Raw genomic sequence first — 19500 nt, 5'->3', positions numbered from 1 at the left:
TTTCTGGTTTTTACATTACCAATAACAGGATTTTGCTATGTTTTTAAAATTAAACTATACGCGCTTTGCTGCGTTTGGTTTGCTGGCGGCTAGTAGCATTTTGCTGCATCAGGCGGTAGCAGCTGAACCTGCAACAGCAGATTTAACGCTGCAACAGGCAGCAAAACGGGTATTACAACAACATCCGCAATTACAGGTATTTGACTGGCGCTTGAAAGCGGCGTTGGGTCAGCAGCAATTGGCGGAGCTTACACCTGGTTATGAGCTGGGCGTGCAGGCTGATAATGCCTTTGGTACTGGTGATATGTCGGGAATTAAAAGCCTCGAAGTCACAGTGTCGTTGTCTTCCGTTATTGAGCTTGGCGATAAGCGCCAGGCCCGGATGGCGGTGTCCAGTGCTTCTCAAGCATTATTACTGGCAGAGCGCCAGGCCGCAAGCCTGGATTTACTGGGCGAGCTGACCCAGCGCTTTGTAACCGTGCTGACATTACAGCAAAAAGCGGCGCTGGCGGCACAAACCGTCAGTATGACTGAGCAGGCTTTAACGCTGGTGACGCAGCGGGTGCAGCGTGGTGCAGCACCGGAGGCCGAGCAACTAAGGGCGAAAGTGGCCTTTAAGCAAGCACAGTTGCAGCATGGCTTACTGCAAACCGAGCTGGATAGCAGCAAGTTGGCGCTGGTCAATTTGTGGGGGGCGGAACAAGCCGATTTTAATCAGGTTAGTGGTGATTTATTTCAGTTGGCGCAAAGCCCCTCCTTTCAAACACTTTATCAACAAGTGCTGGCAACCCCCACCATAGAGGTTTTTGCAGCCCGTCAACGCTTGCGTGATGCTGAGCTGACACTGGCGCAAAGTCAGTCGGCCGGTGATGTACGCTGGCAGATTGGCGCCATGCGCTCACAGGAAAGCCGTGATTTTGGCTTGGTTGCCGGCGTGTCGGTGCCCTTGTTTAGTAAACAGCGTAATCAGGGGGCGATAACTGCGGCGCAGGCAGAGTCTCAGGCGGAACAGTTTGAAAAAGAAACCGCCTTGCTGGATTTACGCGCCCGCTTATATCAGGCCTGGCAAACCCACCGTTACAGCAGTATGGCGGTAAAAGATATGCAGCGCGATATTCTGCCGGTGCTGGAGCAGGCACTACAACAAACTGAAGATGCATACCGCCGTGGCCGTTATGGCTATGCAGAGTGGATTTCTGCCCGTCAGGCACTACAGGATGCTCAGCTTGAGTTGGTTAATGCGGCCAGTACTGCACTGAGTAATCAGGTGCTGATTGAACAGCTTGCCGGTGTTGCGCTTGCAGCATCGCCGCTGGCGATAAAGGCACCCACTCAGCTTATTACTACTGAATCAGGATCTTCCAAATGAAATATTCCGCGTTATTCCTTGCATTACTGATCGCTCAGGGTATGGCTGTTGCACCTGCTCAGGCCGGGCCGGGCCACAGCCATGATGAAAAGCCGAAAACGGCGCAAACAAACAGTGCTCATGCCCACGATGATAGCGGGCACAATCATGGCAGCGATCATGATGATGATCACGATGAAGCTGCAACGATTGATGCCGACATGGCAAAAAGGGTAGGGATTGAGGTGGCGACTGCCGGTGCCGGTACCATTGAACGCCATATTCCGTTATACGGTGAGCTGGTAATTCCACCTAACCGGCAGGCACAGGTTCGTGCCCGTTTTCCCGGCATGATTACTCAGATAAAGCCTGCTGTTGGCGACACAGTGAAAAAGGGTGAGGTGCTGGCGCTGGTTGAATCCAATGACAGCCTGCGCACTTATCCGGTAACGGCACCGATAGCTGGGGTGTTATTACAGCAATATGCCAGTCAGGGCGAATACACAGCCGGTGAAACGTTATTTTCACTGGCAGACAGCAGCATACTGTGGGCTGAGCTGAAAGTATTCCCGGCCGCAATGGATGAGATAAAAACCGGTTTGCCGGTGCATATCGAAGCTCGCGGCGGCAGGGTTGATAGTCAGATCACCCATATTTTGCCGGCCTCCGGTCAGCCTTATGTATTGGCGCGGGTTGAACTGGATAACAGCAACGGCCGTTTTTCTGCCGGAGAGCGGGTCAGTGCGCTGGTGGATGCTGAGATCATAGATGTTTCTCTGGTGATAGATAACAAAGCCTTACAGGATATGGAAGGTAAACAGGTGGTGTTTGTGCGCGAAGGCAACCGCTATGAACCGCGGCCACTGCAGCTAGGCCGCACCGATGGGCGCTTTACGGAAGTGCTGTCAGGTCTGCATGCGACTGAAGAGTATGTGGTGGTAAATAGTTATCTGATTAAGGCTGAGATCGAAAAGGCCGGTGCAGCTCACGAACACTAAAATCAGGAGATAAACATGATTGAAGCTATCGTTCGTTTCTCGATTGAGCGGCGGTATCTGATGCTGGGCCTGATCTTGTTACTGATTGGCGCCGGGCTGTGGAGTTACCAGCGATTACCTATCGATGCAGTACCTGATATTACCAACGTACAGGTACAAATTAACACTGAAGCGCCTGGTTATTCACCTCTAGAGGCCGAACAACGGATTACCTTTGTGGTAGAAACGGCGCTTTATGGTTTGCCAAAACTAAAATATACCCGTTCGTTGTCACGTTATGGTTTGTCACAGGTAACGGTGGTGTTTGAAGAGGGCACCGACATTTACTTTGCCCGCAACCTGCTTAATGAGCGGCTTGGCAGTATCAAGAATGCGCTGCCTGCCGGGCTAGAACCGCAAATGGGGCCCATTGCTACTGGCCTGGGTGAAATATTTGTTTATACCGTCGATGTTAAACCCGGCGCTACCGATGCAAATGGCAAACCGCTGGATGCTATGTATTTGCGTGAAGTGCAGGACTGGATTATCAAACCGCAACTGGCGCAAGTGCCCGGTGTGGTTGAGGTTAATACCATCGGTGGTTATGACAAACAGTACCATGTGATGCCTGATCCGGCAAAAATGCTGGCTATGGGTATTACGTTGCCGCAACTGTCAGAGGCGTTGCTTAGCAATAATGCTAACCGTGGAGCAGGTTATATTGAGCGTAATGGCCAGCAATTACTGGTACGTTCGCCCAGCCAGCTCAGTACTATCAGCAGTATTGAAAATGTCGTGGTGGCGCTAACTGGCTCAGTACCTATCCGGGTAAAAGATGTGGCAGAAGTTGGGCTTGGCAAAGAGTTACGTACCGGTGCCGCCACCCGTGACGGCCACGAAACCGTAATGGGTACGGTGATGATGCTGCTGGGGGAAAACTCGCGGACCGTTGCCCGTGATGCTGCTCAAAAGCTGGAAGAGATAAAAGCTTCACTGCCGGAAGATGTGATTGTTGAAGCGGTATATGACCGTACCACGCTGGTAGATAAAACCATTGCGACCGTGCAAAAAAATCTGCTGGAAGGCGCATTACTGGTAATTGTGGTGCTGTTTGTGCTGCTGGGTAATATCCGGGCGGCACTGATTACTGCCGCCGTAATCCCGCTGACAATGTTGGCGACCATTACCGGTATGGTACAGCAAGGCGTATCAGCTAACTTGATGAGCCTGGGAGCGCTGGATTTTGGCCTGATTGTCGATGGTGCGGTGATTATTGTCGAAAACTGTATCCGGCGCTTAGGAATGGCACAACACCAAAATGGCGGCTTGCTGGCACTGCGTGAACGCTTAAACGTGGTGTTTGCTGCAACGACCGAAGTGATTAAACCCAGTTTGTTTGGGGTAGCGATTATCACGGTAGTGTATATCCCAATTTTTGCTCTGACCGGCGTTGAAGGCAAAATGTTTCACCCAATGGCCGCTACGGTAGTAATGGCATTACTGGCCGCTATGGTGCTGTCACTGACTGTGGTTCCTGCCGCCGTTGCCGTGTTTATGAATGGTAAAATCAACGAACAGGAAAGCCGGGTTATTGTTGCTGCAAAATCACTGTATCGTCCGGTTTTGCATGCCGTAATCAAGCTGCGTTTGCTGGTTGCTGGTTTGGCAACGTTGCTGGTTGCGGTTTGTTTATGGCTTGCCACCACGCTGGGATCGGAATTTATCCCGCAATTGGATGAAGGAGATATTGCCCTGCACGCGATGCGGGTAACCGGTACCGGGCTGGAACAATCTGTGGCAATGCAGGAAGTACTGGAGCAGCGGATTAAACAATTTCCGGAAGTTGATAAGGTTTTCGCCAAAATTGGTACGCCGGAGGTAGCAACTGATCCGATGCCACCGAACGTTGCAGACAACTTTGTTATTTTAAAACCGCGCAGCGAATGGCCGGATCCGCGTAAAACCAAAGCGGCGCTGGTAGCTGAAATGGAGCAAGCGTTGGAACAACTGCCTGGCAATAACTACGAGTTTACCCAGCCGATTCAGATGCGTTTTAACGAGCTGATTTCTGGTGTGCGTTCGGATGTGGGCATTAAAGTTTTTGGTGATGATCTGGATGTGCTGTTAAGCGTAGCAAACAGCATCGAGCAGGTTGCCAACAGTATTACCGGCGCGGCAGATGTGAAAACAGAACAGGTATCCGGTTTACCGGTACTGTCGGTAATACCAAAGCTAACGGCTTTATCCCGTTACGGACTAACAGTCAGCCAGTTTCAGGATATCATCGCCATGTCGATTGGCGGCGAAGAGGCAGGGCTAATCTACGAAGGTGATCGCCGGTTTCAGTTAATAGTACGTTTACCGGAGCAAATCCGCAGTGATATTGATAACCTGTTATGGCTACCTATTCCAACGCCGGATGGGGGTTATGTACCGCTAAATGAAATTGCTACGCTGGATATTCAACCGGCACCGGCACAAATCAGCCGCGAAAACGGTAAGCGCCGTATTGTGGTATCGGCTAATGTGCGCGAGCGCGATCTGGGTAGCTTTGTTGCCGAGCTGAAACAGCGGATTAGTACCGACGTCAGCTTGCCAGCCGGTTACTGGCTGGATTATGGCGGTACTTTTGAGCAATTGGAGTCGGCCAGTAAACGGCTGGCAATCGTAGTGCCGGTGACCTTATTGCTGATTATCGCCTTGTTGGTGATGGCGTTTAATTCGCTCAAAGATGCGTTAATTATCTTTACCGGTGTGCCACTGGCACTGACGGGGGGCGTACTGGCACTGTGGTTACGTGATATGCCGTTGTCTATTTCAGCCGGCGTCGGCTTTATTGCCTTGTCTGGTGTCGCGGTTCTGAACGGTTTGGTAATGGTATCGTTTATGCGCCAGCTATGGCAGGAAAAAGGCGATTTACTCTATGCCGTAGTAGAAGGTGCATTGATCCGGTTACGCCCTGTATTAATGACAGCACTGGTGGCCAGCCTGGGGTTTGTGCCAATGGCACTGAACACCGGCACCGGGGCAGAAGTACAGCGGCCTCTTGCGACCGTGGTGATTGGCGGTATTATCTCGGCGACTATACTGACGTTGCTGGTATTGCCTGCGTTGTACCATTGGTGGCATCGCAATGATAAAGCGTTAACTGATTAATCCGTTGTAATACGTAATCAAGCCCCTGTTATCAGGGGCTTGATGGGGTAATCACTCTCGCATAATGTGGTTTGTGGCCTTACATTCAGATATGAAATTTTTGCGCGATTGTTAAGCTAAGTGTTCGCCTTAGCATGTTGAGTAAGCCATGCTAAGGCAACTTTGTTTAGTGGATAATTTTATGCTTACTTTTGCAAAACGGCACCTTTGGTTGGCTAGTAGCGTATTAGGCCTTACCTTAGCGGCACCTGCTATCGGTAGTAACCCATTGGATTTTGGTTTACTGATTGACGGAAAACCCATTCGTACCGCAGATCCTTCAGCCCATGTTTGGCCTGACGGACGCTTGTATCTTTATACCTCGCATGATGAAGAATGTCAGGCCGATTTTCATATGAAAGACTGGCATGTGTTTTCTACTAATGATTTAGTTAACTGGACGGCGCATGGTGCGGCGTTATCGGTAGACGATTTAAGTTGGGCAGATGACTATGCTTGGGCACCTGATGCCGCTTATAAAAACGGTAAATACTATCTGGTATTTCCGGCCGGTACCGGCGTAAAAGATCGACAAAATCCAGAAAAAAGTACCAAATGGATGGGCATAGGTATTGCCGAAAGTGACTCACCAACAGGCCCTTTTACGGATGTTATTGACGCACCGCTGTGGCGTGAACCTTATGCTAATGATCCCGCGCTTTTTATTGATGATGATGGCAAAGCTTATTTATATTTTCATGGTATTGATTTTGATTATTACGTGGTTGAAATGGCTGATGATATGCGCAGCATTCGTGGCGATTTCAAAAAAATGGATATGGGCGGGTATGAGCCTAAAATGGAAGGTCCTTGGGTTTTTAAACGTAACAACCTGTATTACTTTACCATGCCAGAACGCAACCGCGTTTTAACTTACTATACTGCAACCTCGCCAACCGGCCCTTGGACTTATCAAGGGGAATTTATGGCGCAAGAGCATCAAAGTAATAATCATCACTCTATTGTTGAGTATCAAGGGCAATGGTTGTTGTTCTATCATCGTTGGCTGGATAGCAACAATACCGCATGCAGTAAACGCCAGCGTCATACTGCTGCAGAGTATTTATATTTTAATGACGATGGCACTATTAAACCGGTGGTTCGAACATCGCAAGGTTTAAGTAAATCTACATCAGAATAACGATTAGCCTAAAGCGTTATTCGATATTATGGATTAAACGCGCCAAAAAATAGGTTTGGCGTCAGTATCAAAGTATTGCTGGTTTTACGTGTGTATTGGCGTTCAACTAATCATTGAAAATACCGCTAAGTTGTTTATCGGTATTTTTTTTGGGCTTTGCGTTTACGCTCAGCTTCACGTTCGGCTTTTTCTTTCGCTTTAGCACCTTCTTCAGCTTTGGCGTCTATCTGTTCCTGGCTTACCATTTCCGGTGTTTCCAGTGTTATCTGGCCTAGATTACCGGCGCGTAGCTCGGTAATTAAGATGCTGCCGGCTTTTTCCAGATCAACAATACCACCTTTACGCATGGCACCGCGTTTAAGGCCAATAGCATCCATCAGTGCTAAATCGTTTTCTGGCAGTTCGGTTAAGCCAAAGCGTTGCATAACTGCCTGCGGGTAGGCTCTTAACAGATAGTCGGCTGCAAACATGGCAATATCGGCATAGTCAAACACGGTATCTTTTATTGCGCCGGTAACCGCCAGCCGGTAGCCGCAGGTAGGCGGGCTGAGTTTGGGCCACAAAAAGCCCGGTGTGTCGGTTAAAATCACGTTATTTTCCAGCTTAATACGCTGCTGCATTTTTGTGACGCCCGCTTCGTTGCCGGTTTTGGCAATAGTACGCCCGGCAAGGGTATTAATTAATGTTGATTTACCAACGTTAGGAATGCCCATTATCATGGCCCGCGCCGCACGGATATCCAGATTACGCTCTGGCAGCATGTCGTTACACAGTTGCAGCAAGGCGCGGATTTGCTCCGGATTTTGCTGGCTGATAGGAATAGCTTTTACGCCAGCCTGTTGTTCAAAATGTTCAACCCAGCGCCGGGTTAGCACAGGATCGGCTAAGTCGGCTTTATTCAGCACTTTAATACAGGGCGTGTTGCCACGCAGCTGCGGCACTAAAGGGTTTTCGCTGGAGAAGGGGATACGGGCATCAAGCATTTCGATAATAATATCGACCTGCGGCATCACTTCAGCGATTTCTTTACGGGCTTTGTGCATATGGCCCGGGAACCAGTTAATAGACATTCGTGCAACCTTAAAATCAGCAAATGGCAGACTGTGGCAGCCATATAGCAAAAGCACCCACTGTTTTAGTGGGCGCTGCTATGATAGCGCAAAATGAATAGCTCAAAAATGGTAAAAACTATGAAAGCTATGTTAGTGCAGTACGAATTGATAAAAGCTCAGCATAGAAAGCGGTGCCAGCAGGGCCGAATAACAGGCAACACCGGGTAATTTAACAATACCAAGGTTGCGAAATAACAATAATAGCTGATACAGGCCCAGTAGGGGGGGTACCAGTGTTATCCATACAGTACCGGCCAGAGAAGGAAACAACCAGCTTAATGCTGGCGCGCAACTGCTGGCAACAAGCAGTAACGCCACTAACAGTAAGTAGTGCTTGGCACTAAATTCCGGTAAAGGGCTTAGATTTTCCATGTTGCTCTGTAATATTTCAGGTTGGTATATCTACTATAGAAAAACAATTTGTTATATACCCGCACTGTTTTGTTTAAATATGTAATACGGGCGCAAGCTTAGGCATTTCTGCTTGCTTTGGCAATACATTTATAGCAATTTTTTTACTGCAGTTGCCCCTTTGCCTGAGATTATTCTGCCGCAGGAGGATCAAACCGGCGGATCTGCAGAATAATGCCCAGGTGAGGGTGGTCCAGATAATGTATCTCGCCGCTGATCACCCGCCGGCTTTGCCGTACATAAACGGTATTTAGCTTATCTGCCGACGGAATACGCAGGTTAAATTCGGTGTTAACAAATAAATAGTGGTCCAGATGCAGTTTAAATAAACCATCAAGCTGCCATACCTGATCCGGTAAGCTACTAAGGTTTTCTTGCTCTGGTGCTATGGCTGCCAGTTGCTCGCCCTGCGGCGCCGGTAACTGGCTGTTAGCGCTGAGTTGTTGTAGCAATGAGTCAATCTGGCTAAGCAGTTGGGTATCGCTGTTGTTGTCGGTTAGGGTGTAGGTTGCTGTGTTACTGGTTAGCGCGGGATCAGCAGTTGCTACAAGCAAGTTGCGTGGTTGGCTCCAGTAGTCGAATTGTTGTGAGAAGTTCTTTCCGGCAAACCAGCGGGTGGCTATTGCACGCCGCTCTGTTACCGGTGCCTGGCGCCAACTGGTATGCAGTAGCAGTGACATACCGGCCTGACGGTTAATGCGCTGAGCAATATCACGCAGCTGCAGTGCGCTGTCATCCGCCAGATAAGGGGTATTCTGATGTTCACCACGGCCGGTAATCACGATTGGCAGTTGTGACGGGTAGGCTACTTTATTAATGGTATTACGTGGCTGAAACAGGTTGTGCTGCTGCCATGGTTTTACCTGTGGTTCGAAAATGCACATGGTGTTTGAGCGCAGTGGCATCAGTTCAAACTCACTGGCAAAGTCGATGTCTTGCGAACACAGCGGTAGTTCAGACAGCAAAGCGACGATATCTGGCTGATAGCGCGGGGTTAACAAATCATAAGCCCGGCCTGGTTTAATGGCTTTAATGCTGTCGCCAAAGGTTTCCTGGATTGCTGCACCGGGCGTTTGGCTGAACACCAGCATTTCCACTTCAAACCAGCGTTGTTGCTGGGCGCTTAGCGGGCTGGTTAGTAAAACACTGCTTAACAGGCAATACTTCAGGGTTTTAATCATTTGTTTACCTTATGTCTGGCAAAATCAGACAGCATGTTTTCTATCAGGCTTAAACGCGCTTTGCTGTCATCTGTATTAATACTAAACCGCAGTTTTTGGCCGCCTTCAAGCTTGAAGATACGCGACTGCTTTTGTATCAGTTCGATAATATAGCCGGGTGATACGGCGGTTCTGTCGCTGAATTCTATCACACCGCCTTTATTACTGGCTTCAATGCGGCGAATGCCGAGTTGCTCTGCCTGCAGTTTAAACTCAGACAATGCTACCAGATTTTTTGCCGCATCGGGCAGTAACCCGAAACGGTCGATCAGTTCTACCTGTACTTCATCCAACTCGTCGGTGCTGCGGGCCGATGCCAGCTTTTTATAGCAGGATAGCCGCAGGTTTACATCGGGTATATAGCTATCCGGCAGCAAAGCAGGGATGCGCAATTCAATCTCTGCCTGCTGGCTTAACATGGCATCCAGACTGGGCTCACGGCCATTCTTCAGGGCGTTAACGGCTTGTTCCAGCATATCCATATACAGGCTGAAACCTACTGATTCAATCTGGCCGCTTTGCTCATCACCTAACAGTTCACCGGCACCACGAATTTCCAGATCATGCGTTGCCAGGGCAAAACCTGCGCCTAAATCTTCCAGGCTGGCGATGGCCTCCAGCCGCTTTTCGGCGTCTTTGGTTAAACGCTTTGGCGGTGGCGTGAGTAAATAGGCATAAGCCTGGTGGTGTGAGCGGCCAACCCGGCCACGCAACTGGTGCAATTGTGCCAGGCCGAAATTATCCGCCCGGTTAATAATAATGGTATTCGCTGTGGGTACGTCGATACCGGTTTCAATAATGGTTGAACATAGCAGGACATTAAAGCGCTGGTGGTAAAAATCTGACATGATTTGTTCAAGTTCGCGCTCGCGCATCTGGCCGTGCGCTATACCAATTATTGCCTCTGGCAGCAGTTCGGCTAAATCGGTAGCGGCTTTTTCAATGCTGGCCACATCGTTGTGCAGAAAATACACCTGGCCGCCGCGCAGAATTTCGCGCATAACTGCTTCGCGGATCAAGCCACTTTCGTATTGGCGCACGAAGGTTTTTACAGCCAGACGCCGCGCCGGTGGCGTAGCAATAATAGATAAATCCCGCATACCCGACATAGACATATTCAGCGTACGCGGAATAGGTGTGGCCGTTAGTGTAAGAATGTCGATATTAGCCCGCAGGGCTTTGATTTTTTCTTTCTGGCGCACGCCAAAGCGGTGTTCTTCATCTACGATAAGCAAGCCCAGATCATGCAGCCTGATGTCATCCTGCAGCAGTTTGTGTGTGCCAATCAGAATATCCACTTTGCCGTTTTCTACATCGGCCAGAATAGCTTTTTGCTCTTTAGCGCTGACAAAGCGCGACAATACTTCTACCCGTACCGGCCAGTTAGCAAAGCGGTCTTTAAAGTTTTCAAAGTGTTGTTGTGCCAGCAATGTCGTGGGCACCAGTATGGCTACCTGTTTACCGTCATTAACTGCAACAAAGGCACCGCGCATGGCCACTTCGGTTTTACCAAAACCGACATCGCCACACACCAGCCGGTCCATGGGTTGCGGGCTTTGCATATCACGCAGCACGGCATCGATGGCATCTTGCTGATCGGCGGTTTCTTCAAACGGAAAGCTGTCAGCAAAGGACAGATATTGCTGTTCATCTAAAGCAAAGGCGTAACCTTTATGTGCAGCACGCTGAGCGTAAACGTCGAGTAACTCTGCGGCGACATCACGTACTTTTTCTGCGGCTTTGCGGCGGGATTTTTCCCAGCTGTCGTTACCCAGCTTATGCAGTGGCGCATGTTCGGCGTCGCTGCCGCTGTAACGGCTAAGTAAGTGGAGTGAAGTAACCGGTACATACAGTTTGCTGCTGCCGGCATATTCAATAGTAACAAATTCGGCACTGATACCTGCTGCATCCAATAATTGCAGCCCCTGATAACGGCCAATACCGTGTTGTAAATGCACTACCGGTTGGCCAATGCTCAGCTCAGCCAGATTACGGATAACGGTATCACTGGATACCTGCTGGCTGCGTTTGCGCCGCCGGCGCTGGCTAATTTTTTGGCCAAACAGCTCGTTTTCGCTTACCAGTGCCAGTGGCGTTGCCCGGCGTAGCAAAACGCCTTGCTCTAATGCGCCTACCACTATGCCTAAATCGTCGCTGCTGCGGTTAAACGCATCAAGATTATCAAATTGTGAAACATGCACTCCGGCTTTATGTAGCAACTGCAGCAAGCTTTCGCGCCGGCCTTCGCTTTCTACAAAAAACAGCAGCCGGCCCTGTTGCTGTTTTAGCTGCAGAATAAAATCCTGCAAGGCTTGCAGCGGATTTTTCAACTGATGATTTACGCTTAAATCGGGCAGGGTTTCTGCTTCGGCATTGGCGTAACCGGCTTTGGCAGGTAGCGGTGCGATGCTTAAACGAACCCGGCCATAGTTCTTTAAACTGGCAAATAGTTGGTCGGTACTCAGGTATAGCTGCGCCGGAGGCAGTATCGGCCGCAATAAATCAATCGCGCGGTCGTCAAAGCGGCGCTTTAGTTCCAGCCAGAATTTGTCGGCACTGTGTTCAGTATCGCCCAGCAGCAGACAGCGGCTGTTTGGTGGTAAATAATCAAATAAGGTGGCTGTTTTTTCGGTAAACAGCGGCAGATAGTATTCAATACCGGCTGGTAATACGCCCTGGCTAACTTGCTGATAAAGTGATTCTTTCTCGTTTCTGGCATTAAAACGTTCACGGTACGCCATGCGAAAACGTTCGATCGCGGCCTGGTCGGTTGGAAACTCGTGCGCGGGTAACAGCTCTATTGCCTCTACCGCTTGCAGGCTACGCTGATTGTCCGGATCAAAGGTGCGGATGCCATCTACGTCGTTGTCAAAGAAGTCGATACGATAAGGAACGTTGGCTCCCATTGGATATAAATCTAATATTGAACCGCGGGCTGAGAATTCGCCGTGTTCCATGACCTGCTCAACACTACGGTAACCAACAGCTGTCAACTGGCGTTTTAATGCGGCTAAATCTGCTTGCTGGCCTTTTTTAATCAGAAAACTATTTTGCTCCAGATAGTCGCGGTGGCAAATACGCAAAAGCAGCGTGCTAACCGGCACAATCACCAGCCCCTGTGTCAGGCGTGGCAACTGGTACAGGGTTTTCAGCCGTTGCGATACGATATCCTGATGTGGCGAAAACACATCGTAAGGCAGGGTTTCCCAATCGGGTAGTGTAAGCAGCGGGCAGCTTTGTTGCTGATAAAATACACCCAGTTCCTGCTCCAGCTTCAGGGCTGTCGGCGTATCGGGCACAATAAGCAAATATAACGCCGGTTGTTGTGTAATAAGTTGTGCCAGTGCCAGTGGCAGTGCTGCGCCTTGTAAATTGCCCCAGTGCAACTGATCCTGGGCATGTTTAAGCTGTGGCAGAGAAGTGATCAGATCCATTAAAACGACGAAGCCTTACAAATAATAAAATTGAGTTATTGTGCGCTTAGCTATTTTTTTGCTGCCTTTGCTCAGCTTTTTGTTTTAGCAAACGCGACTGCTGATGCAGGCTGGCACGCACAATGAGTTCGCGATCTTCATCCCGAATGCGGTTAAACACTACTTTTATCTGCCACTGGCCGTCAGCGGCAGGCTGACAACTCAGCACCTGGCCGTAGCAAAATACTGCGCCATCGTTATTATCCAGAAAAATTTTCAGCTCAAGCACCTGTAAAGGCTCCATGGCTGTGTCGGCTAAAAAACAGCAGCCGCTACCACCGTAGCTCAGGGTGTAGTAACGCTGGCTGTTATTGTCTTGTTGTTGCAACACATAGTGCAGCAGTAAATCTATTTTACGGGCTTGTTGTTGCAAATAAAGTGCTAACTCTTCGGCCAGTTCGCCTAAGCGGTTTAATGCGCGCAGCGCCGAGTTGTTCAGACTGCTGGCTTCAGAGGCCATTAAAAACGGCGCCGGGATGGCATTTTGTAATGCCTCTGCATCAGGTAAGGCGATATCCAGTGGCCGGGCATTGAGGCTAATGGCATGCTCAATGCTGAAGTAATCCTGATAGGCATCATCTAACTGCTGTAATGTGAAATCACTCATGGCAATACCTTTGCAAGCTGCTTGTCACGACAGGCAATAATCTCTATGATCGACGCCACTTTACCATCTAACGCAGGTCTTGTCCTGAATATTAGGATGCCGTTGCCAGTCAGTCTATTAATCGGTTTGCGCTATAGCCAAAGCCGAAAGGGTAATGCCTTTATCTCTTTCATTACGCTGTTTTCCGTGGCCGGGATCTTTTTGGGTGTCATGGCGTTAACTATTGTCAGCTCGGTAATGAACGGTTTTGAAGGCGAGCTGAAAAAGCGTATTCTCGGGGTGATTCCGCATTTGGTCGTAACCACTCCCGCCAATAGTCTGCAACATTGGCAGCAACCTTTGCTGACAGATGCCGCAGTGCTGCAAATTACGCCGTTTTTACAAGCTGAAGCGCTGGTGCAATCGCCACGGCAGTTAACGGCTGTGTTATTGCAAGGCGTAACGGCAGATGCACTACCAGCGTTTATGCAGCAGTCGTTGTTGGTTGGTAACTGGCAGGATTTTGCCTCGCAGCGCTACAGTGTAGTGCTTGGGCGCGCTCTGGCAGAGCAATTGGAAGTGTCAGTGGGCGATCCGGTACGCTTTATGTTGCCTCAGGCTGGCAGTTATACGCCTATGGGCTGGGTGCCGCGCCAGCGCTTGTTTACCGTAAGTGGCATTCTGGAAACCGGCTCTGATGTCGATAAACTGATTGCTGTAACCGCACTGGATGATTTAACCCGGCTGTTAAATGCTGGCGGAAAGGAGCAGCAATGGCGGGTTACGCTGAAAGAGCCGTTTAGCGCACCGGCCCTGGGCGCAAAGTTGGCAACTGATCCCGGCTTAAAAGTACAGGACTGGCGGCAAAGCCATGGCAAATTATTTGCTGCCGTGGCGATGGAGAAAGCCATGATGTGGTTGATGTTGCTGCTAATTGTTGCAGTAGCGGCATTTAATATTGTCTCGGCTCTGGTAATGATGGTAACCGACAAACAAGCTGAAATTGCTATTTTAAAAACGCTGGGTATGACAGACAGACAGCTGTTTACCGTATTTGCCGTGCAAGGTATCAGTAACGGCCTGGCCGGAGCGGTAAGCGGTGCTGTTGCCGGAGTATTGTTATGCTGGCAGTTAAACCCCTTATTACACCTGTTTGGTTTGTCAGTGGCGCCGGGAGTAGAACTGCCGGTGGATATTCAGCTAGAACAAATTTTATTAATTTTGCTAAGTGCGCTGGCTTTAACGCTGATGGCTGTGTGGTATCCGGCAAAACGTGCTGTGGCAATAAATCCGGCGGACATTTTACGCGATGAGTAATGTATTAACGGCAACACAACTGTGCAAAAGTTACCGGGACGGCCAGCAGGTTACAGAAGTACTGCACGGTATAGATTTAACCATTAAACGCGCCGACATGCTGGCTATTGTTGGTAGCTCAGGCTCGGGTAAAAGTACTTTACTGCATATTTTAGGTACGCTGGACCAGGCCGACAGTGGTAGTTTAAACGTCTTGGGCCAGGATGTTGCCCGGATGACATCGCAGCAAAAAGCGGCTTTGCGTAATGGCCAGTTGGGGTTTATTTACCAGTTTCATCATTTGCTGATGGACTTTACCGCCTTAGAGAACGTTGCTATGCCGCTGCTGATCCGCGGTTTATCGGCCACCGCGGCCAGGCAGCGCGCCAGCGTAATGCTTGAACGTGTAGCGCTGGCACACCGCAGCCACCATAAACCGGCAGAGCTTAGTGGTGGTGAGCGCCAGCGCGTTGCTATTGCCCGGGCGTTGGTAGGCGAGCCCGCATTAGTATTGGCTGATGAGCCGACCGGTAATCTGGATCAGCACACTGCCGAGAGTATTTATCAGTTACTGCGCACATTAAACCGGGAGCTTGGTACCAGTTTTATTGTGGTAACCCATGATTTGGCACTGGCGGCACGGTTAGACCGCCATGTATCTATGCGCGACGGCCGCCTGGAGCTTGCCCATGGCTAGCCTGGCCTGGCAGTTGGCCCGGCGTTACCGTTCTACCCGTCATAGCAGTGGTTTTATCCGCTTTATTTCTGCCAGCTCTACTTTAGGTATAGCGCTGGGGGTGGCTATTCTGATCCTGGCGTTGTCCGTAATGAATGGCTTTGAACTGGCACTGAAACAGCGCTTGTTATCGGTGATCCCGCATGTTGAATTGGAAGCTGTACAGCATAATTTGCACGACTGGCAGCGTAAGCAACAGCTGTTTGCTGAGGTTGCCGGTGTTGAAGCGGTAGCACCTTATATTAAAAGTAACGGTATGTTAAGGGTCGGTGCAGAAGTAAAAGCAGCCGAAGTGCGTGGCATTGATATTACCTCAGAGCGGCGCATCAGCGATTTTGCCGGTTATATCAGCGCCGGGCAGCTTGACACCCTGCAACAGAGCGACATTGTACTGGGACAGGGTATTGCCGATGCGCTGAACGTTAAAGTAGGCGAGCAGGTACAACTATTATTACCCCGTTTAACAGAAGATGGCCGCCTGGCGAGCCACAGCACTGCCAGCCTGACAGTTAGCGCCATAGTTGCCGTGGGCGGCCAGCTTGATTACAGCCATATCTGGCTTGATATTGCCACGCTGGCCAGCTTACTGGCTTTTGAACCCGACACAGTGCAGGGCTTTGCCTTCCGGCTGGATGATGTTTTTCAGGCACCGCAAATGGCGCGGGAGCTGGGCCGGGTATCGGAAGATTATGTCTATCTGCTGGATTGGTTTCGTAGCCAGGGTCATGTTTATCAGGATATCCAGATGGTACGCAGCATTTTATATCTGGTACTGGCGTTAGTAATTGCCGTTGCCAGTTTTAATATTGTTGCCACATTGGTGATGGCCGTGCGGGAAAAAGAAGGTGATATTGCTATTTTACTTACTATGGGCGTTTCGCCTGCGGTAATTATACGTACCTTTATGTGGCTGGGCTGGCTTAATGGTTTAATCGGAGCGGTAGCGGGTTTAGTTGTTGGTATATTGCTGGCCAGTTATATTGAGCCGGTGTTTGCCTTTGTGACAACTGTACTGGGCAAGTCGTTGCTGGACCCGAGCATCTATTTTATTAACTTTGTGCCGTCATTATTGCAGTGGCAGGATGTGCTGCTGACCTTTGGTGTGGCATTAGTAATGAGTTTGCTGGCAACGCTCTATCCGGCGTGGCGTGCCAGCAAGGTACAACCTGCACGGGTGCTTGGCCAGCGGTAATAATGTTAAAGCGGAGGTTGGTTTTTCCGCTTTAATTTTTTACCCAGCTGGGCCTTTCTTACTGATAAACGCCACAGCCAGTCGATAACAAAATAACCAATAATAGCCGAGCAAATGCCCATCAACAGGCAGCCAGCCAGAAAAGGTTTACCAATAGTGTAAATACTATGTGCCAGCCAATCCCAGCTTGCTTCGAAAGCAAAAGGCTCCAGCGGCGTTCTTAGCACCACACAGCCCACCAGATAAGCAATATAAAATAAAACCGGCATGGTTATCGGGTTGGTTAACCACACCAACGCTACTGATATCGGTAAGTTTACCCGCATAGGTATTGCTACTGCTGCAGACACTACCATTTGAAATGGAATAGGCATCCAGGCAAAAAACAACCCCACTGCAAAAGCACCGCGTGCCGAGCGGCGGTTCAGGTGCCACAAATTACCATCGTGCAACAGGGAGCCAAATATTTTTAGCAGCTTTTGCTGCTTGATTTTTTCTGGCGATGGTAGATATTTCTTAATAAAGTTCTTTGGCATTACAACCTATTCACAAAAAACGAACATGAAATCTTTTTGTATCGGTGTACTTACTGGCAGCCTATTGTCATTATTTTTGCCAATAGTACCACCTTTTTTCACAGTATTTTTGCTGCTGCCACTCACTGTATTGTTGCTTGCGGTTCGCTACCGGTTTTGTGCCGGGCTGGCCGCCTTTATTTGTTGTTGGATAATTCAGTTTGCCGGTTATCAAACCGAACAGCAGCATATTCTGAATTACAGCGAACCACTGCAAGGTACTATTGTTGGCATACCAAAACAGTACGCTGAGTATAGCCAATTTACATTGCAACTGGAAAACAATCGCGCTACAGGGTATCAGATCCAGTTGAACTGGTCACAACCGCCGGTGCTATTGCAAGAAGGTCAGCGCTGGCGGCTGAGTGCCAGGTTAAGGCCGGTGGCTGGTAGTGCTAACCCGGCTGGTGTCAACCGTGAGGCTCAGGCGTTGCTACAAGGTGTACTGGCGCAGGGGGCAGTGCTTAGCGGATCTGATACACAATTATTGCCGCATAAGGTGACAGTGCGCCAACGGTTGATAGCGCAACTGCAACAGGCAACAGAAAACTTAGACAGCGCGCCGCTGTTACTGGCACTGACGGTGGGGCAGCGCCAGTTCTCACCGGCGCTATGGCAGGGGCTGCAGCAATCTGGTTTAGCGCATTTACTGGCTATTTCCGGTTTGCATATTGGCCTGGTATTTGGCTGGAGCTTTTGTTTACTGCGCATTATGCCCTGGCCGCTGCGCTACTTGGCCTGGCGCCAGGGCATGGCATTAACAGGGGCATTGCTGACAGCTTTTGCGTATGCCTGGCTGGCCGGTTTTGCTATTCCAACGATCAGAGCTGCCTTTGCTTTACTATTGATGGTGTTGGCCTGGTTACAATACCGGCGGCTAAGCTACAGCCATTATTGGTTACTGCTTACGGCAGTGTTGTTGCTGGCCCAACCTTTTTTTGTGCTAAGCAAAAGTTTCTGGCTATCGGTACTGGCCGTGGCAGTTATTTTTACTGTGTTATGGCTACAGCCGCGCTACAGCAAGCACTGGCGCAGTAAATTCTATCTGTTTTTGCGCTTTCACTTTTATCTGGCGTTACTAATGTCGTTACTCAGCGTATTGCTATTTGATGGCAGTTCAGTGCTGGCGTTGGTGTCAAATGTATTATGGGTGCCCTGGTGCAGCTTGCTGGCTATTCCGTTGCTGTTTATCAGCCTGGTGGTTGAATTGCTTCAGCTACCCGGTAGCAGTGTGCTGTGGCAGTTAACTGATATCGTGTTTCAACCACTGTTGTGGTGGCTAAATTGGGCTGCTGTGCAAAGTAACAGCTGGTGGGCCTTGCCGGATCAGCACTGGTTACTGATTGGCAGCCTGTTGATTGTCTGTCTGCTGTTTTTGGTGTCATACCGGCGCATATTTCTTTACCTTGGCGTTGTGCTGATGCTGCCGTTAATACTGGCATTTACCCGGCCGGTGCAGTGGCAGTTGCATCTGATTGATGTCGGGCAGGGGTTAGCGGTGCTACTGCAATATGGCCAACGCGGTTTGTTATACGATGCCGGGCCGCGTTATGGCCAACATAGTGCTACCGCATCCCAGGTATTACCTTATTTGCGCCAGCGTGGTGTACGTCAACTGGACTATTTAATTTTAAGCCATGACGACAGTGACCATACCGGCGACTGGCAGTTGCTGACAACGTTTTATCCGCAGGTGCAGATATACACTGATATTAATAATATAAACAAAGCGCAGCCCTGCAGTACTATACCGCAGCAATATTTAGCTGCCCGGCTGCAAATGCTGGATACCGGCGGCGATTTTGGCAATAAAAATGACAGCTCCTGTGTGCTGCTAATTCAGCTATATGGCTGGCAGATCCTGTTGCCCGGCGATATTGGCGCCAGGGTGGAGCAGCAGCTTATTGCGCGCTACCCGCAGTTAAGCGCTAATGTGCTGGTGTTGTCTCATCATGGCAGTAACAGCTCCAGCCACTTTAGTTTTTTACACCAGTTAGCGCCACAACTGGCATTGAACAGCGCCAGTTTGTACAACCGTCATCGGCATCCGGCTGGTGCTGTGCAACAACGGCTGCAGATGCTGGATATTCCGCTGTATAACACTGCGCATGGTGGCGCCATCAGGCTGGATATCAGTGAGCAGGCGCTGCATGTTCACGAATACCGGACGCAAAGAATACCCTTTTGGCTGCAAAAGCCGGTGGGAAATGCTGAAACCTTATTAACAACACGCTAGAA

14 protein-coding genes are annotated in these 19500 nt (G+C 49.7%); 8 read left to right on the top strand and 6 right to left on the bottom strand.

The window, feature by feature from the left end; translation table 11 throughout:
- The first annotated feature begins 37 nt into the window (after nt 1–37).
- From M2404_RS07645 to M2404_RS07630, 4 genes are all read left to right on the top strand, one after another.
- Complete coding sequence (locus tag M2404_RS07645) at nt 38–1369, top strand: TolC family protein (protein ID WP_259239136.1); 1332 nt, start codon at nt 38–40, stop codon at nt 1367–1369.
- The gene (locus tag M2404_RS07640; protein WP_259239135.1) at nt 1366–2346 is read left to right on the top strand and encodes an efflux RND transporter periplasmic adaptor subunit; all 981 of its coding nucleotides are present in this window, start codon (nt 1366–1368) and stop codon (nt 2344–2346) included. Before M2404_RS07645 ends, M2404_RS07640 begins: the two co-directional genes overlap by 4 nt.
- Nucleotides 2347–2361: 15 nt before the next feature.
- Entirely contained in the window at nt 2362–5481 is a 3120-nt protein-coding gene (locus M2404_RS07635) for an efflux RND transporter permease subunit (RefSeq protein WP_259239134.1), read from the top strand.
- Nucleotides 5482–5662: 181 nt separating this feature from the next.
- Nucleotides 5663–6661, top strand: a complete 999-nt coding sequence (locus M2404_RS07630) for a family 43 glycosylhydrolase (protein WP_259239133.1) — start codon at nt 5663–5665, stop codon at nt 6659–6661.
- Between the two features lie 134 nt (nt 6662–6795).
- On the opposite strand, the gene ylqF is transcribed toward M2404_RS07630, so the two are convergent.
- The 5 genes from ylqF to M2404_RS07605 form a co-directional block, all read right to left on the bottom strand.
- Nucleotides 6796–7731, bottom strand: a complete 936-nt coding sequence (gene ylqF / locus M2404_RS07625) for a ribosome biogenesis GTPase YlqF (RefSeq protein ID WP_259239132.1) — start codon at nt 7729–7731, stop codon at nt 6796–6798.
- Nucleotides 7732–7863: 132 nt separating this feature from the next.
- Nucleotides 7864–8145, bottom strand: a complete 282-nt coding sequence (locus M2404_RS07620; RefSeq protein WP_259239131.1) for a hypothetical protein — start codon at nt 8143–8145, stop codon at nt 7864–7866.
- Between the two features lie 170 nt (nt 8146–8315).
- Complete coding sequence (locus M2404_RS07615; protein WP_259239130.1) at nt 8316–9365, bottom strand: peptidoglycan binding protein CsiV; 1050 nt, start codon at nt 9363–9365, stop codon at nt 8316–8318.
- A complete protein-coding gene (gene mfd / locus M2404_RS07610) occupies nt 9362–12838 on the bottom strand; it encodes a transcription-repair coupling factor (protein ID WP_259239129.1) in 3477 nt (1158 codons plus the stop codon). The genes M2404_RS07615 and mfd overlap by 4 nt, the downstream gene beginning before the upstream one ends.
- A 46-nt stretch (nt 12839–12884) precedes the next feature.
- On the bottom strand, nt 12885–13484 hold the full coding sequence (locus tag M2404_RS07605) for a PilZ domain-containing protein (RefSeq protein WP_259239128.1): 600 nt from the start codon (nt 13482–13484) through the stop codon (nt 12885–12887).
- Nucleotides 13485–13529: 45 nt separating this feature from the next.
- Here M2404_RS07605 and M2404_RS07600 point away from each other — a divergent pair, with 45 nt between their 5' ends.
- From M2404_RS07600 to M2404_RS07590, 3 genes are read left to right on the top strand one after another with little or no spacing between them, the layout of a single operon-like run.
- The gene (locus tag M2404_RS07600) at nt 13530–14780 is read left to right on the top strand and encodes a lipoprotein-releasing ABC transporter permease subunit (RefSeq protein ID WP_310503074.1); all 1251 of its coding nucleotides are present in this window, start codon (nt 13530–13532) and stop codon (nt 14778–14780) included.
- Nucleotides 14773–15456, top strand: coding sequence for a lipoprotein-releasing ABC transporter ATP-binding protein LolD (gene lolD / locus M2404_RS07595; protein WP_259239127.1), 684 nt, complete (start codon nt 14773–14775; stop codon nt 15454–15456). Before M2404_RS07600 ends, lolD begins: the two co-directional genes overlap by 8 nt.
- On the top strand, nt 15449–16687 hold the full coding sequence (locus tag M2404_RS07590; protein ID WP_259239126.1) for a lipoprotein-releasing ABC transporter permease subunit: 1239 nt from the start codon (nt 15449–15451) through the stop codon (nt 16685–16687). The genes lolD and M2404_RS07590 overlap by 8 nt, the downstream gene beginning before the upstream one ends.
- Before the next feature lie 5 nt (nt 16688–16692).
- On the opposite strand, the gene M2404_RS07585 is transcribed toward M2404_RS07590, so the two are convergent.
- Nucleotides 16693–17223: a DUF2062 domain-containing protein gene (locus M2404_RS07585; RefSeq protein WP_259239125.1), complete on the bottom strand. Its 531-nt coding sequence runs from the start codon at nt 17221–17223 to the stop codon at nt 16693–16695.
- A 25-nt stretch (nt 17224–17248) separates the two neighbouring features.
- On the opposite strand from M2404_RS07585, the gene M2404_RS07580 reads away from it, so the two are divergent.
- Complete coding sequence (locus M2404_RS07580; protein ID WP_259239124.1) at nt 17249–19498, top strand: DNA internalization-related competence protein ComEC/Rec2; 2250 nt, start codon at nt 17249–17251, stop codon at nt 19496–19498.
- The last annotated feature ends 2 nt before the right edge of the window (nt 19499–19500 follow it).

It is taken from the genome of Rheinheimera pacifica, assembly GCF_024809855.1.
Classification (GTDB): domain Bacteria; phylum Pseudomonadota; class Gammaproteobacteria; order Enterobacterales; family Alteromonadaceae; genus Alishewanella; species Alishewanella pacifica_A.
Note: the sequence above shows the minus strand (reverse complement) of the source record. Positions and strands in the feature narration are given on the sequence as shown.

Coding starts and splice junctions, on each gene's coding strand:
- M2404_RS07635 (WP_259239134.1), top strand. CDS start 2,362: ATGATTGAAGCTATCGTTCGTTTCTCGATTGAGCGGCGGTATCTGATG.
- M2404_RS07590 (WP_259239126.1), top strand. CDS start 15,449: ATGGCTAGCCTGGCCTGGCAGTTGGCCCGGCGTTACCGTTCTACCCGT.
- M2404_RS07630 (WP_259239133.1), top strand. CDS start 5,663: ATGCTTACTTTTGCAAAACGGCACCTTTGGTTGGCTAGTAGCGTATTA.
- ylqF (WP_259239132.1), bottom strand. CDS start 7,731: ATGTCTATTAACTGGTTCCCGGGCCATATGCACAAAGCCCGTAAAGAA.
- M2404_RS07580 (WP_259239124.1), top strand. CDS start 17,249: ATGAAATCTTTTTGTATCGGTGTACTTACTGGCAGCCTATTGTCATTA.
- M2404_RS07615 (WP_259239130.1), bottom strand. CDS start 9,365: ATGATTAAAACCCTGAAGTATTGCCTGTTAAGCAGTGTTTTACTAACC.
- M2404_RS07605 (WP_259239128.1), bottom strand. CDS start 13,484: ATGAGTGATTTCACATTACAGCAGTTAGATGATGCCTATCAGGATTAC.
- M2404_RS07645 (WP_259239136.1), top strand. CDS start 38: ATGTTTTTAAAATTAAACTATACGCGCTTTGCTGCGTTTGGTTTGCTG.
- lolD (WP_259239127.1), top strand. CDS start 14,773: ATGAGTAATGTATTAACGGCAACACAACTGTGCAAAAGTTACCGGGAC.
- M2404_RS07600 (WP_310503074.1), top strand. CDS start 13,530: ATGATCGACGCCACTTTACCATCTAACGCAGGTCTTGTCCTGAATATT.
- M2404_RS07585 (WP_259239125.1), bottom strand. CDS start 17,223: ATGCCAAAGAACTTTATTAAGAAATATCTACCATCGCCAGAAAAAATC.
- M2404_RS07620 (WP_259239131.1), bottom strand. CDS start 8,145: ATGGAAAATCTAAGCCCTTTACCGGAATTTAGTGCCAAGCACTACTTA.
- M2404_RS07640 (WP_259239135.1), top strand. CDS start 1,366: ATGAAATATTCCGCGTTATTCCTTGCATTACTGATCGCTCAGGGTATG.
- mfd (WP_259239129.1), bottom strand. CDS start 12,838: ATGGATCTGATCACTTCTCTGCCACAGCTTAAACATGCCCAGGATCAG.